Source organism: Shewanella sp. 2_MG-2023 (assembly GCF_030548905.1).
GTDB lineage: Bacteria > Pseudomonadota > Gammaproteobacteria > Enterobacterales > Shewanellaceae > Shewanella > Shewanella electrodiphila.
This window is the reverse complement of record NZ_JAUOSO010000001.1, coordinates 250,848-265,886: the sequence shown is the minus strand read 5'-3', so window position 1 is coordinate 265,886 and position 15,039 is coordinate 250,848. Positions and strand designations below refer to the sequence as shown.

At 40.6% G+C, this 15,039-nt stretch carries 10 protein-coding genes; 6 read left to right on the top strand and 4 right to left on the bottom strand.

What is annotated here, in order from left to right; all coding sequences use genetic code 11:
• Positions 1 to 135 precede the first annotated feature (135 nt).
• Both Q4600_RS01080 and Q4600_RS01075 read right to left on the bottom strand, forming a co-directional pair.
• Positions 136 to 1,254 (bottom strand): OmpA family protein, encoded by a 1,119-nt coding sequence (locus tag Q4600_RS01080; RefSeq protein WP_303512524.1) that lies wholly within the window; start codon positions 1,252 to 1,254, stop codon positions 136 to 138.
• 339 nt (positions 1,255 to 1,593) lie between these two features.
• Entirely contained in the window at positions 1,594 to 3,960 is a 2,367-nt protein-coding gene (locus Q4600_RS01075; protein WP_102529785.1) for a phosphoketolase family protein, read from the bottom strand.
• Positions 3,961 to 4,511: 551 nt separating this feature from the next.
• Here Q4600_RS01075 and Q4600_RS01070 point away from each other — a divergent pair.
• Both Q4600_RS01070 and yaaA read left to right on the top strand, forming a co-directional pair.
• On the top strand, positions 4,512 to 5,948 hold the full coding sequence (locus Q4600_RS01070) for a sodium:alanine symporter family protein (protein ID WP_303512967.1): 1,437 nt from the start codon (positions 4,512 to 4,514) through the stop codon (positions 5,946 to 5,948).
• A 171-nt stretch (positions 5,949 to 6,119) separates the two neighbouring features.
• Positions 6,120 to 6,896: a peroxide stress protein YaaA gene (yaaA, locus tag Q4600_RS01065; protein ID WP_303512525.1), complete on the top strand. Its 777-nt coding sequence runs from the start codon at positions 6,120 to 6,122 to the stop codon at positions 6,894 to 6,896.
• A gap of 119 nt (positions 6,897 to 7,015) precedes the next feature.
• Here the strand turns inward: yaaA and Q4600_RS01060 are convergent, their stop codons facing one another.
• Positions 7,016 to 8,461, bottom strand: coding sequence for a M28 family metallopeptidase (locus Q4600_RS01060; RefSeq protein WP_303512526.1), 1,446 nt, complete (start codon positions 8,459 to 8,461; stop codon positions 7,016 to 7,018).
• Between the two features lie 135 nt (positions 8,462 to 8,596).
• Between Q4600_RS01060 and Q4600_RS01055 the strand changes: the two genes are divergently transcribed.
• Positions 8,597 to 8,893 (top strand): metalloregulator ArsR/SmtB family transcription factor, encoded by a 297-nt coding sequence (locus Q4600_RS01055; RefSeq protein WP_102529665.1) that lies wholly within the window; start codon positions 8,597 to 8,599, stop codon positions 8,891 to 8,893.
• 201 nt (positions 8,894 to 9,094) lie between these two features.
• Here Q4600_RS01055 and rpsT read toward each other — a convergent pair whose 3' ends face one another.
• Positions 9,095 to 9,361 (bottom strand): 30S ribosomal protein S20, encoded by a 267-nt coding sequence (gene rpsT, locus Q4600_RS01050; RefSeq protein WP_102529664.1) that lies wholly within the window; start codon positions 9,359 to 9,361, stop codon positions 9,095 to 9,097.
• Positions 9,362 to 9,616: 255 nt separating this feature from the next.
• Between rpsT and murJ the strand changes: the two genes are divergently transcribed.
• From murJ to ileS, 3 genes are all read left to right on the top strand, one after another.
• Positions 9,617 to 11,176 carry a murein biosynthesis integral membrane protein MurJ gene (gene murJ, locus Q4600_RS01045; protein WP_303512527.1) on the top strand — a complete coding sequence of 520 codons (1,560 nt, stop codon included), beginning with the start codon at positions 9,617 to 9,619 and terminating at the stop codon, positions 11,174 to 11,176.
• A 64-nt stretch (positions 11,177 to 11,240) separates the two neighbouring features.
• Positions 11,241 to 12,176: a bifunctional riboflavin kinase/FAD synthetase gene (ribF, locus tag Q4600_RS01040; protein WP_303512529.1), complete on the top strand. Its 936-nt coding sequence runs from the start codon at positions 11,241 to 11,243 to the stop codon at positions 12,174 to 12,176.
• Between the two features lie 32 nt (positions 12,177 to 12,208).
• On the top strand, positions 12,209 to 15,031 hold the full coding sequence (ileS, locus tag Q4600_RS01035; RefSeq protein WP_303512530.1) for an isoleucine--tRNA ligase: 2,823 nt from the start codon (positions 12,209 to 12,211) through the stop codon (positions 15,029 to 15,031).
• Positions 15,032 to 15,039: the final 8 nt, after the last annotated feature.

The window sequence follows — 15,039 nt, the reverse complement described above, 5'->3', positions numbered from 1 at the left end:
AATTTACTAATGTGTAAAGCCAATTTAACTTAGTAAATATAAAGAGTTACCATTTTTTATTTGTATGATGAAAGTTTTAAAATAAAAAAGTCGCTGTAAGCAGCGACTTTTTAATCTAGTACCACAGTTCTGTGATTATTTTAGTACAGGGCGTTTCTCTGCACCACTAACAACAGCGTCAATACGACGGTTTTGCTTATTAGCTTCTGCAGATGTTCCTTCCATTAATGGATTATCTTCACCAAAACCAACAGCTTTTAAACGGCTTGCATCAATGCCATATTTATTAACTAGTGCATCAACAACAGCTTGAGCACGTTGTTCTGATAAGTTCATATTGTAATCAGCATTACCTACAAGTGATGCATGACCTTCAATTACAGCTGTAGTATGTGGATTTTCTTTTAAGTATTTCGCGCCTTTCTCAAGACGATCGTATGATTCAGGTTTCAATACTGCAGAATCGTTGTCGAAATATACACCTTCCATGCGTGAAGAAATTGGGGCATCTTCATAGACAGTACATCCTTGCGCATCGACCTTATGAGTCGACGGCGTATCAGGACACATGTCTTTGTCATCAGTAACACCATCATTATCAGAATCGATTGGTGCAGCAACAACTGCTGCTACAGCAACAGGTGCGACAACAGCCGCTGGCTTTTCAGTGCCAAAGCGGTAGCTAAGCTCAAGTCCCCAGTAGTTACTTTCCATATCTAAGGTATTGTACTTGTCGTCATCAAGGTTTTCATAACGACGGTATTTCGCTTGTAACTTTAAGTTTTCAGTAAAGTTATAACCAACACCGACACCCACGTATGGAGCAATACCACTGTCACTGTAGTACTCTGTGTTGTAGTTCTTTTTATTTGAAATTAGGTAGTTCATTGCACCAGCTTCTGCTGATAAACTCCACTTTTCTGCAATTGGCATAAACGCCGCTAAACCTAATGTCATGCCTCTAGCGCCGACATCATTACGTTTATTACTATAATCAGTCCATTCAGCTCGGCCTAGGTCACGGTAGCCAAGCTCAACACCAAAGTAATCATTGAATAAATAACCACCGAAAACATCCCATGCATATGGGTCATCTTCGCCACAAATTTTCATTGTTTTAAGGTCACAGTTAGGCTCGTAGTTATTGATACCTAAACCACCACCAACGTACCACGGCGTTAACTCTTGCTCTGCAACAGCAGCAAAAGGTAACAGTGAGGTGAGTAATACTACTTTTAATGTGTTCTTCATCATGTATAAGTCCATTGTTATGTTACTTCACCAAAACACATGTAAATGAGTTGTTTATGACATGTGCCGCCGACGCTTATGTGGTGTTCCTATTATGTTTTTGTCAGCAGCGTAATTATCGTCGTAAATTCAATGGTTTTCCATAGTAAAAAAGCATAATGTTGTAATTTGTAGTGAATTATATTGCTTGCTTGTTGTGATTGTTGTGCTATGTCAAAATCGTATTCTCTCATTTTTTACTGATATTTTTATTGATTCACATAAATTTGAGGTCTTTAAAAGCAATCACAAAAAAAAGCGCCCTTAGGCGCTTTCGTGAGTTGTTTAAATAGAAATGGGTAGTTAACGGGTCCAAACCCAGTTTTCAATTTCTTTAGGGTCAACACCGTTAGCTTTGATGTAGTTACGGTGTTCAACTAATCGCTGCAGCATGTCTGTGGTGATAGCCACGTGCTGTGTTTCATCTATTACACCTTGTTGGAACAGCTTATAGGCCATATCAATCACTAAATGGTAGCGTGATGTGCCATTACGAACGCCCATATCAAATGGCGTTGTCGTTGAACCTTCTTCTTCATAACCTTTAATTCTGAAACGGCGGCTACCTTTATAATCAAAGACCAATTTCTTAATTGTATTTGGGTAACCATGGTAGTTAAATACTACGCCTTTATCTTCAGTAAAGATTTCGTCCATCATCCAAGGTTTATTTTGGAATGCTCTACTGCCTAAGCCATTACTATTTAATTCGGTAACGCTAACAAAGCGGATCCGCACTCTTGGTAATAGTTCTCGGATGAGTACCAGTGATGCCATACATTCTTGAGTGACGTAATCACCACAACCTGCAAGCACGACATCTGGGTTTTCATCTGAAGCGAAATCCCAAACCATTACACCATCTTCAGTTTGTTTACGTGACTCATCAAGTGACAACCATTGAGGTAAGTCTTTTTTACCTGCGACTAGAATATTTAGCTTGTCACGGTCTTCATAAGCACGTTCAGTGTAAGTAAGAGTAGTGTTTCCGTCTGCTGGTAAATATGCAGAGATGATATCAGGATGTTTCTCGAGCATTGCGCCTAAGAAAGAAGGGTTTTGATGAGAGTAGCCATTGTGATCTTGACGCTCTAGTAATGAAGACAGTACCACATTACAAGAAGGTACAGGTTTACGGAAATGAACCCCTTGGCTTGCGTATACATATTTACAGTATTGGTCTGCCATTGATGAAACGACTTGTGAGAAAGCTTCATAGGTCGGGAACATTGCATGACGACCTGTGACAGTGTAACCATGCATCATCCCAAAGAGTAAGTTCTCAGAAAGCAATTCAATCACACGACCGTCGCGAGCCATGTCTTGATCCCAGCTCTTGATTGGCCATTGCCAAGCACGATCTGTTTCTTCGAAGACCGCTTGCAACTGGTTAGAGTATGTTTCGTCTGGACTGAAAATACGTAAGTTGCGTTGGTCGCGATTTAATTTAAACGCATCGCGCATCCATTCACCCATTTTATACATTGAAACACCGCGAGAACCACGAGGCGTCTCAGGGCCATAGCTGAGCTTTTTAAGATCTGGTTGCGCAAGCGCGCGTACAATTTCGCCGCCGTAGCTCAAATGCTGACGGCCACAACAAAGATGTTTAGGTGGGATCAGAGATTGAATGTCTTTATCAAAGGTAATTTCACCTTCAGCGTTGATGTCACACAACTCGTCAAATTTGTAGCTGTCTAACCACTCGTTTAACGCGGTTAAATGACTAGGGTCAGTTGCACATTTATTAACGATAACTTGATGTGACTCGCAGTTGCCTTCAAGTTTTTTGCCGCCATGTTCAGCGGTACCCGTCCAACCTTTGGCTGTACGCATTAAAATCACTGGCCAGCGAGGCTTACAAACATCTTCGCCATTACGAGCGCGAGTTTGAATGTCATTGATCATTTCGTAAGAAAGGTCCATGGCTTTGGCCATTTGTTCAAATACGTCTTCTTCAAGTTCATCATCAACAATTATAGGGTGGTAACCTAAACCACGAAATTCTAAATCCAGTTCTTCATGATCCATGCGACCCATGCGAGTCGGACCAGAGATCTTATAACCATTAATATGGACAATAGGTAGTACAGCTCCATTGGTAGCGGGATCGACTAAACGGTTTGCATACCAAGATGCAGCAAGAGGGCCTGTTTCTGATTCGCCATCACCGACGAGACAAGCAGCAATTAAATTAGGGTTATCAAGCACAGCGCCCCAAGCAACTGACAACGAGTAACCTAATTCACCACCTTCAAGTATTTGACCTGGTGCTTCAGGGTTTGCATGAGAAGGGTAGCCGTAAGCGGCAGAGAACTTTTTACAGATGTCTTCGATCCCAGCTTCATTATATGGAATTGTTTCTGGGTAAAAGTGGCTTAATGAACCTTCCACAAACAAGTTTGCCTGAACTGCTGGAAAACCATGACCTGGACCGACAAGATAAATGAAATCTCTTTGATGTTTTACAATAAGTCGATTGACGTTGGCATAGACAAAGTTGATACCTGGGCATGTGCCCCAATGGCCAAGTAGTCGTGGTTTGATGTCTTCGTGTTTCAAATCTCTTTTAAATAATACATTTTGTTTTAGGTAGATTTGAGAAGTAGCGAGGAAATTTGTAGCTCGAACAAATTTCTTTAGCGACGTGATTTCATTTGCATGCGTCATATTGACCTCAATGTGTAAAGTAAAATTCATTTAACCTTTAATGAGAACACTGTATTCCTTAAATCGTTGCAATAATGTGGTCTTTGTCTAAGTTTTTATTAAATGTTTTTATTAAAAAAATGGGCACAGGTTGATTTAGTGTTAATTCTTTTGAGCTTCAGGCCCTAAGAATGTTATTTGTGATGAGGGGAAAGGTGAGTAATTAGATAAATGTGATAAAGATCACCTGACGGTTCAGATCATCTATGCTAGTTTTTTGCTCCGAAAAAATCGGAGATAATGAATTGAGAAAGTTTGCTAGGCATTCGTGCTTAAAAAAAGTAAAGTTAACTCGATCAAATCCTAAATAATAAATAACTAATATTTTCGCTCACTGAAACTCAATCTAGGCAGCTAGCCTGAAAAGGGCTGTTGACATAGACCTTGAGTGTTTTTATTAAAATAATACGATAATTTTATTTTGTCTGAAGCTATAAGCCATTGGGGTAATTAACTACAGGCTGACTTCCTGCAAAATAAAGTTATTCCAAGGAATAAATAAAGCAATGGCAATGTTAGAAACGATTGTGAATTTCATGAACGATTTACTCTGGGGTAAATTGTTAGTTTACGGGCTAGTTGGTGCAGGTTTATTTTTCACAGTGCGTCTTGGCTTTATCCAAGTTGCGCATTTTACACACGGCCTCAAGATCCTCGCGATCAGCCGTCGTCCAGGCCGTCATGGTCTATCTTCTTTCCAAGTCTTTTGTACCAGTATGGCTGCCCGTGTCGGTGCCGGTAACATGGCAGGTGTTGCTGTAGCGATTGGTATGGCAGGCCCTGGTGCAGTGTTCTGGATGTGGGCAATTGCCGTATTGGGTATGGCAACCGCGATGATCGAATCCACTTTAGCGCAAGTTTATAAAGTGAAAGATTCAGACGGACAATACCGTGGCGGTCCTTCTTACTACATGGAGAAGGGCCTAGGTCAACGTTGGATGGGGATTTTGTTCTCAATCTTGTTGATTATCTGTTTTGGTCTTGTCTTCAATGCGGTTCAAGCGAATACAATTACTGGCGCAATGACTGCGGTATTTGGCTTTGAACCTGTCTATGTAGGTATTGCCATTGCGTTATTTAGTGGCGTTGTGATTATGGGCGGGCTTAAGAAGGTTGCTAAAGTTTCTGAAGTTATCGTGCCAATTATGGCTGTAGCTTACATTGCTATCGCATTGGTTGTTGTATTAATGAACATTGAGCAATTACCAGCTGTCTTTACATTAGTGATTAAGAGCGCATTTGGCTGGCAAGAAGCAGCTGGTGGCGCGGTTGCCTACAGTATTGCTCAAGCGATGCAAGCGGGTATTGCACGTGGTTTATTCTCAAATGAAGCGGGTATGGGTAGTGCAGCAAATATTGCAGCGAGTGCTTCACCAAATCCAAATCACCCAGCATCGCAAGGTTATATGCAAATGATGGGTGTTTTCTTTGACACTATCGTGATTTGTACTGCAACTGCGGCGATTATTTTATTGTCTGGCGATGCTGCTGGTAGTGGCGATGGTATTGAGATGACAATTAATGCGTTATCTTCTCATGTTGGTGATTGGGGCGGTGCATTCATTGCTTTCGCTATTTTACTATTCTGTTTCACTTCTATTATTGCTAACTACTCTTACGCTGAAACTAACGTAATGTTCCTTTCAGGTAATAAAAAAGGTGCTTTACCGTTATTCCGTTTAGCAGTTTTAGGTATGGTAATGTTTGGTGCTATTGCGAAAATTAATATCGTATGGAACCTAGCTGATGTATCTATGGGCTTAATGGCATTAGTTAACATGATTGCATTGTTACTATTATCAGGACTTGCTGTGCGAGTGATTAATGATTACCGCCAACAGGTTAAAGCGGGTGAAGAGCCGGTGTTTGATACAGATAAGTTCCCTGAACTTGCTGATCAACTTGAAGATGGTATCTGGAAAAATAAGCCAGTTGAATCTGATAAGTAACTAATATTTTCTGAAGAGGGTGCTTAATTTCTGAGTATTCAGTTACTAAAGTAAAACTCTATTAGAACAATCTAAAAAACCATGCATATATTGCATGGTTTTTTTTATTGAGCCCAGTATCATAGAGAGCATTAAAGTTAAATACTGTATGGCTTAATAGGATAGTTAACGATGTTAGTATTAGTTTCTCCTGCAAAAACATTAGATTTCGAAACCACGGCTAAAACCACGTCATTTACTCAACCCACTTTATTAGATCATAGTCAGCAATTGATTAAGGTTTGTCGTGAGCTTACACCAATGGACATTGCTTCATTAATGAAAGTAAGCGATAAAATAGCAGGCTTAAATGCGGCTAGATTTAGTGAGTGGCAACCTAATTTCACTCTTGAAAATGCGAAACAAGCCATGTTTGCTTTTAGAGGTGATGTGTATACCGGACTTGATGCAGATTCTATGTCGGAACATCAAGTTGAAAAAGCTCAAAAGCATCTGCGAATTCTGTCTGGGCTTTATGGATTATTAAAGCCGCTTGATTTGATACAAGCTTACCGCTTAGAAATGGGCACAAGTTTAACGAACCCTAAAGGCAAAAACCTCTACGCCTTTTGGGGAGACACCATAACTGATGAAATAAATGCAGCTGTTAATGAGCAAGCTGATGACATTATTGTAAATTTAGCATCGAATGAGTACTTTAAAGCGGTTAAACCAAAGCAACTGAAGGCAAGATTAATTACTCCAGCTTTTAAAGACTGTAAAAATGGTCAATATAAAGTCATTAGCTTTTACGCTAAAAAAGCCCGTGGTTTAATGGCGAGGTATCTGATTGATAATGACATTAACACATTAGCAGGGATCCAGAAGTTTGATGCTGATGGTTATTACTTTAGTGAAGAATTATCTACACCAGCTGCACCTGTGTTTTTACGTGAAGAAAGAACGTAACGTCAACGATCTTGATTAAGTAAATTTATAATTAGCTATGTGTTTTGAGCTAATGTGGTGTTAAACAAAAAGCAGCTAATTAGCTGCTTTTTGTTTGGATTAAATAAAGTTTAGAAGGACTACTGTTTATCATCTTTTTTGGCAAGTGGACGTAAATCTAATTCTGATTGCGCCATGATATAAGCAAATTGGGCATAAGCTGCAACATTTTGAGCTAGCGCCTTAGGATCAATCTTATCTAAGGTATCATTTGGCGTATGGTGATAATCGAAGTAATCAGTACCATCTTGCCTTAGTGATGCGACTGGAACGCCCAGAGAAGGCATCATTGACACATCTGGGCCACCAGTTGCTTTATTGTTACCGAGCTTAACGCCATTGACAGTCATCGCGCTGTGTTCTACTTTTACTTGTTCAAATACAGCTGGGTTAACATTAAAGTCGATTTGATAAATCTCGCCTGCGCCAAAATCAGACTCTGCGGCAATATAGTGTTTTGTCAGTTCGTCAGCATGCTGTTTAGCGTAAGCTTTACCACCAACTAGGCCTACTTCTTCAGCCGCGTATAAAACGACTCTGATGGTTCTTGCAGGCTTGTTTGGCAAGTCTTGAATAAGTTTGGCTGCAGCAGTAACGATGGCTACACCAGCGCCATCATCAATTGCGCCAGTGCCTTCATCCCAAGAATCTAAGTGAGCACCAATTAGCACGACTTCATCAGGCTTACTGCTTCCTGTTACCTCTGCAATGACATTGTAAGAAGTCGCGACGCCTAAGTTCTTTGAAGTAAGATTAAGTGACAGTTGAATATTGTCATCTCGTTTTAGCATGGCATTAATCATGTCGGCATCAGGTGCAGACAACGCAGCTGCAGGTATTTTTGCTACGCCGTCTTTATATCGCATCATTCCAGTATGCGCCATGCGGTCATGATCGGTTCCTATTGAGCGAATGACGACAGCAACAGCTCCTTTTTCGGCAGCTGCAACAGCGCCTCGTGAGCGACCTCCTACTGATTTACCGTAACCTTTGCCTGTAATGTGTCTTTCCGTCTTATGATCAATAAAAGCAATTTTACCTTTTACGCTATCTGGATCGGCAGCTTGTAAGTCGGCGAGGGTATCGAAACGCACTATTTGCGCTTGTATCCCTGAGTCAGGTGTCGAGACGCTACCGCCTAATGCACTAATAACCAGTGGTTGCTCAAAAGGAGCGATAATAGAAGCCTTTGCACTGCCACGATACCAAGCGGGTACTTGAACAGATTCTTTATAAACTTTATCAAAACCTAATGATTCTAGTTTGTTCATCGCCCAGTTAACGGCGATGATATCTTTCTCTGAGCCCGCTAATCTAGGGCCAACTTCTACAGTTAATGACTCAACGATGTCATAACTTAATGAAGACGACAGGGCTTTTGTCGCTAGTTGTTGACTAATTTGGTTATTCTTATTGTTCTCTATTACCGTTTCGTTTGTTACTTGTGTATCACTTTGGTTACTTTGACAGCCTGATAATGCTGTCAAAATCATCGCGGCGCAGAGAGTCTTATTGTAGTTTTTCATGAGTTTCCTTCATTTTTATTAGCTAAGTCTCATTTTTAAAAACAATCTACCAAAAAGTGTGCTTCATGTCGCTGCCCTATTTGTTAGGGAAGGCTATATTAGCCATGGAGATGATTGAGGAGAACCAAGCGCGTGATGAATATTGAATTAATGCAACAGCGTGCAGATCATGCTGTAGTAATGCTGAAAGCACTAGCAAATGAACGTCGTCTGTTTATTTTGTGTCATTTGCTTAATGAAGGTGAAATGTGCGTTGGTGAGATGAACAAAAAGCTAGGTCTAAGCCAGTCTGCGTTATCGCAGCATTTAGCTTGGCTAAGAAAAGATAATCTCGTTTGTACACGTAAAGAAGCCCAAACTGTTTTCTATTCACTGAAAAGTGAAGAAGTACGTGAGTTAATCAAAGTATTGGACAACTTATATTGCCACTAGTGGCTCAGTTTAAAATACTCAGATTGAACATACTCAAAGCGTCTTAATTATACTTACGTGATGTAAGTTATGATTAAGGCGTTTTTTTATGCTTAAAATTTATGATGAATAGAGAAACAGAGAGCTTGAATGCAAGGGATGGTAAATTACAGATATAAAAAAACCGACCTAAGTCGGTTTTTTAAAAACTAAATCACAAAATTAAGCAGCGATTGCTTTGATTCTTGTGTTTAGACGTGCCTTTTGACGAGCAGCTTTATTCTTGTGAATAAGGCCTTTAGTCGCCATACGGTCAACAATTGGTTGTGCTTCTGCGAATGCTTCTGTAGCCGCTTTATGGTCACCGCTCTGGATAGCAGCGATAACACGTTTAACGTATGTACGTAACATTGAACGACGACTAGCATTATGCTGACGACGTTTTTCAGATTGAAGCGCGCGCTTCTTTGCAGACTTGCTATTAGCCAAGGTGCAACTCCTAAAACTGGGATTAATACTTTGAGGGCGAGGAATATGCCTGCTTTTATTCATTTTGTCAATGGATATGGCAGAAATATCCTCAAAAAGACAAATAAAACTACCTTGCTCGGTTATCTTCAACCCAACTCGTGTAAGATGTGGCGCATTCTACCAGTTCTTGTATTGCATAAACAGTATTAGAATTGAAAAATTGAGATATATCCACGTTTAATCATTCGTTAGCAAACTGCTATGGAGGGGTGTTTGAGTAAAAAGCTATTAAAATCAGGTGCAATTGTCAGTGTGATGACATTAGTTTCAAGAGTATTAGGCCTGATAAGAGATGTGGTAATTGCAAACTTAATGGGCGCAGGTAGTAGTGCCGATGTGTTTATCTTTGCTAACAAGATCCCTAACTTTTTACGTCGCCTTTTTGCTGAAGGAGCTTTTGCACAGGCATTTGTGCCGGTTCTGACTGAGTATCAACAAAAAAATACCCCTGAAGAAACACGAGAACTTTTAGCTAAAGTCGCAGGAACACTGGGGGGAATAGTCAGTGTTGTGACGTTATTAGGTGTGATTGCTTCGCCAATACTTGCGGCACTATTTGCTGGTGGTTGGTTTTATGATTGGCTAAATGATGGGCCGAATGCTGAAAAATTTGAACTTGCAGCATTAATGCTAAAAATTACCTTTCCTTATTTATGGTTTATTACTTTTACGGCATTAGCAGGCTCGATCCTTAATACCAGAGGTAAATTTGCAGTCTCAGCTTTTACTCCAGTATTTTTAAATATCACCATTATTGTTGCAGCTCTTTATTTTGCGCCTACGATGGAGCAACCTGAGTTAGCGCTAGCATGGGGGGTATTTACTGGTGGCTTAGTGCAGTTTTTATTTCAACTGCCTTTTTTATTGCGTGAAAATGCATTAGTTAAACCTTCTTGGGGCTGGAACCATCCTGGGGTGGTAAAAATTAGAACCTTGATGATCCCAGCTTTATTTGGCGTTTCGGTTTCTCAAATAAACTTGTTATTTGATACCTTCATAGCCTCATTTTTAATGACGGGATCCATAAGTTGGTTATATTACTCAGACAGATTACTTGAATTTCCACTAGGGTTGTTTGGTATTGCCATTGCGACGGTCATTCTGCCAGCATTATCAAAAAAGCATGTTGATGCCAAAGGAAGCGGTTTTAGTGACACCATGGACTGGGGGGTTAGAGCCATTTTATTACTTGGCGCCCCAGCGATGCTTGGGTTAATTATTTTAGCTCAGCCAATGTTAATGGTGTTATTTATGCGAGGCGCATTTTCTGTCACAGATGTAGAGATGGCATCATATAGTTTGGTTGCATACGGTTGTGGTTTGTTGAGCTTTATGATGATTAAGGTTTTAGCGCCAGGTTACTTCTCTCGTCAAGATACGAAAACACCGGTTAAATACGGCATTATCGCCATGATAAGTAATATGATATTCAATATTATTTTTGCCATTCCTTTTGGCTATGTTGGTCTTGCTATTGCCACCTCTATGTCAGCCTTACTTAATGCAAGTCTTCTATATCGTGGATTACATATCGCTGGGGTGTACAAATTTAGCCGCGCGACATTAGAGTTTTTCTTGAAAGTGGTTATTGCTACGGCGATTATGGCACTACTGCTGCTATACACATTACCTGTCCAATCGATATGGTTAGATATGTCGATGATGGTGAAGGTATTAACCTTAGTTAAATTGATCGCTTCGGGTGCAGGTGTTTATTTATTAAGCTTAGTATTGATGGGACTGAGACCTTGGAAGATGAAACGTCAATCATGAATGCTGATTATCGAATCTATCTAGTATATAATCAGCCGATTTACAGTAGCAGTTAATTGGCGTAATGGAACTAATTCGCGGTATACACAATATTTTACCTTCGCATCATGGATGCGTGCTCACTATTGGTAACTTTGATGGTGTGCATCGTGGTCATGCGCAAGTGCTTAATAACTTAGTTAATAAAGCAAAACACTTTCAATTACCTGCAGTGGTTATGACGTTTGAACCTCAACCTCAAGAGCTATTTCGTCAACAAGATGCCCCAGCAAGAATTAGTTTATTGCGTGACAAGATTAGTTTGCTTGATGAGCTGAATATTGATCGATTGCTTTGTGTTAATTTTAATAGTCATTTTGCCAATCAACCGGCTGAGCAGTTTATTGAAGATTTGCTGGTTAAAAAGCTTGGGGTGAAATACTTAGTTGTTGGTGATGATTTTTGCTTTGGTAAAAACAGATCTGGCACCTTTGAGATGTTGCTTGAAGCGGGTAAAAAGTTCGGCTTTACGGTTGTGAGTACTCAGAGTTTTATTCTAGGCTCTATTAGAGTAAGTTCTACAGCAGTGAGGGAGCAACTTGCTTTAGGTAATCTAGAGCAAGCAAGACGATTATTAGGTCACCCCTTTGTATTAACTGGCCGTGTTGCACACGGACAAAAGTTAGGCAGAACCATAGGTTTTCCTACTGCAAATATTGCCCTAAAGCGAAAGGTTTCACCTGTTCGTGGTGTGTTTGCGGTGAAAATGTATTGGGATGACAGCGATATTTATGAAGGCGTTGCCAATGTAGGTTTTAGACCTACGGTTGATGGGCAAGTCTGTCAGTTAGAAGTCCACTTATTTGATTTCAACGGCGACTTATATAGTAAGCGTGTTGAAGTTGAACTTGTGGCTAAAATCCGTGATGAACATCCGTTCGAGTCACTGGAAGCACTAAAAAAACAAATTTTGAATGATGCAAATGAAGCAAAAGCTTTGTTTGGCAATGATGCAGGCTGAAATAAATCAGCCCAATTAATGGTATAGGATCAATGACCGACTATAAATCTACGTTGAATTTGCCGGAAACAGATTTTCCGATGCGCGGTAATCTGGCTAATCGTGAGCCAGAAATGTTAAACCGTTGGACTCAAAACGAACTTTATCAAAAGATCCGTGATAGTCGTATTGGACGCAAACCATTCATTTTACATGATGGCCCTCCATACGCGAATGGCAATATCCATATCGGTCACTCAGTAAATAAAATTTTAAAAGACATCATCATTAAATCTAAAACGATGGCAGGTTTTGACGCGCCATATGTTCCAGGTTGGGATTGTCATGGTCTACCTATCGAACTGATGGTAGAAAAGAAAGTCGGCAAACCTGGTCAGAAAATTTCTGCAGCTGAGTTTCGCGCTGAATGTCGTAAGTATGCAGCTAAACAAGTTGATGGTCAGCGAGATGACTTTATTCGTTTAGGTGTCTTAGGCGACTGGCATAATCCATATCTAACAATGGATTACAGCACAGAAGCGAACATTGTTCGTTCATTATCTAAAGTTATCGATAGCGGCCATTTACACAAAGGTGTAAAGCCTGTTCATTGGTGTACTGATTGTGGTTCAGCCCTTGCTGAAGCAGAAGTTGAATATGAAGACAAAACATCGCCAGCGATTGATGTTGCATTCAATGCTGTAGATTCTGCTGCAGTTGCTGCAAAATTTGGTGTTGAAGGTTATGCCCCAACAATTTCAGCTGTTATTTGGACCACGACGCCTTGGACTATTCCAGCTAACCGCGCGTTATGTCTAAGCCCTGAGCTTGATTACAGCCTTGTTGAGTTTGTAAAAGAAGGCGTAACTAAAACTTTGATTTTAGCTGAAGTGTTAGTTGAGTCTTGTATGACTCGATTTGAAGCTGAAAGTCATACTGTCATCGGTACAGCTAAAGGCGCAGAACTTGAGCTGCTTCGTTTTAACCATCCTTTATCAGCATTTGATGTGCCAGCTATTTTAGGTGACCACGTAACAACTGAAGCAGGTACTGGTGTTGTTCATACTGCTCCTGGCCATGGTCAAGACGATTACATTGTTGGTCAAAAATACGGTTTGGAAGTTGCCAATCCAGTTGGTGACAACGGTGTATATAAAGCTGATACAGAGTTTTTTGCTGGTCAACATGTATTTAAAGCAAACAAAAGCGTAGTTGAACTTTTAGAAGAAAAAGGTCAACTATTACATCATGTGGCTTACCGTCATAGCTACCCGCATTGCTGGCGCCATAAAACACCAATTATTTTCCGTGCTACGCCGCAGTGGTTTATTTCGATGGATAACCATGGCTTACGTAAGCAAGCATTAGGCGAAATTGAGCAAACTCAATGGATCCCAGATTGGGGTCAAAGCCGTATTGAGAAAATGGTTGAGAACCGTCCTGATTGGTGTATTTCACGCCAACGTACTTGGGGCGTACCGATCACATTATTAGTTAATCGTGAAACGGATGAGTTGCATCCAGATAGCGTGGCTATTATGGAACGTGTTGCACATCGCATTGAACAAGAAGGCATCCAAGCTTGGTGGGATCTTGAAATCAGTGAGTTGATTGGCGATGAAGCTGAGCAATACCGCAAAGTGACTGATACGTTAGACGTTTGGTATGACTCAGGTTCAACGTTCTCATCAGTTGTTGCATCACGTCCTGAATTTAACGGACATGACATTGATTTATACCTTGAAGGTAGCGATCAGCATCGTGGTTGGTTCATGTCATCGTTGATGATTTCAACTGCTATGAATGGTAAAGCACCCTATAAACAAGTATTAACCCATGGTTTTACCGTTGATGGTAAAGGCCGCAAGATGTCGAAATCAGTTGGTAACGTCATTGCACCTTTGCAAGTTATCAACAAGCTTGGTGCTGATATCTTACGTTTATGGGTCGCTGCTACTGATTACAGTGGTGAGATGACGGTTTCTGATGAAATTCTAAATCGTAGTGCTGATTCATACCGACGTATTCGTAACACTGCTCGTTTCTTATTAGCTAACTTAAATGGCTTTAATCCAGAAACAGACATGATTGCGACTGAAGATATGGTATCGCTTGACCGTTGGGTTGTGCGCCGCGCGGCCGCGCTTCAAAGTGAAATTATTGAAGCGTATGAGCAATATAACTTCCATTCAGTAACGCAGAAATTAATGCAATTCTGTTCAGTTGAGTTAGGCAGCTTCTACTTAGATATCATTAAAGATCGTCAATACACAGCGAAACAAGATGGTCATGCTCGTCGTAGCTGTCAATCAGCGCTTTACCATATTGCCGAAGCGATGGTTCGCTGGATTGCACCAATCTTAAGCTTTACTGCCGATGAAATCTGGAAGTTGTTACCAGGCGAGCGCACTGAGTTTGTGTTCACTGAAGAATGGTATCAAGGTCTTGAGTCTGTCACGTTAGAAGGTGACTTAAGTGATGATTACTGGCAGCAGTTGCTTACAATTCGTAATGAAGTGAACAAAGTACTTGAACAAGCACGTCGTGATAAGCGAATTGGTGGTTCATTAGAAGCTGAAATTACTTTATTTGCTGATGCAGATTTAGCATCGCAACTTGCCAAAGTTGCTGATGAGTTACGCTTTGTATTACTTACATCTAAAACAGCTGTTGAAACGTTAGACGCCGCGCCAACTGACGCAATAGAAACCGAACTAAACTCACTGAAATTAATAGTCAATAAAAGTGACGCTCAGAAGTGTGATCGCTGCTGGCACTACAGTGAAGACGTAGGAACAATCGAAGCTCATCCAACGCTATGTGGTCGTTGTGTAACCAACATTGAAGGCGATGGTGAACATCGTGACTTTGCTTAAGGACTAAT

Bases quoted from the DNA above. Each gene is read 5' to 3' on its own strand.
- Q4600_RS01055 (WP_102529665.1), top strand. From the start codon at position 8,597: ATGAATATTGAATTAATGCAACAGCGTGCAGATCATGCTGTAGTAATG.
- Q4600_RS01080 (WP_303512524.1), bottom strand. From the start codon at position 1,254: ATGATGAAGAACACATTAAAAGTAGTATTACTCACCTCACTGTTACCT.
- Q4600_RS01075 (WP_102529785.1), bottom strand. From the start codon at position 3,960: ATGACGCATGCAAATGAAATCACGTCGCTAAAGAAATTTGTTCGAGCT.
- yaaA (WP_303512525.1), top strand. From the start codon at position 6,120: ATGTTAGTATTAGTTTCTCCTGCAAAAACATTAGATTTCGAAACCACG.
- ileS (WP_303512530.1), top strand. From the start codon at position 12,209: ATGACCGACTATAAATCTACGTTGAATTTGCCGGAAACAGATTTTCCG.
- Q4600_RS01070 (WP_303512967.1), top strand. From the start codon at position 4,512: ATGTTAGAAACGATTGTGAATTTCATGAACGATTTACTCTGGGGTAAA.
- Q4600_RS01060 (WP_303512526.1), bottom strand. From the start codon at position 8,461: ATGAAAAACTACAATAAGACTCTCTGCGCCGCGATGATTTTGACAGCA.
- ribF (WP_303512529.1), top strand. From the start codon at position 11,241: ATGGAACTAATTCGCGGTATACACAATATTTTACCTTCGCATCATGGA.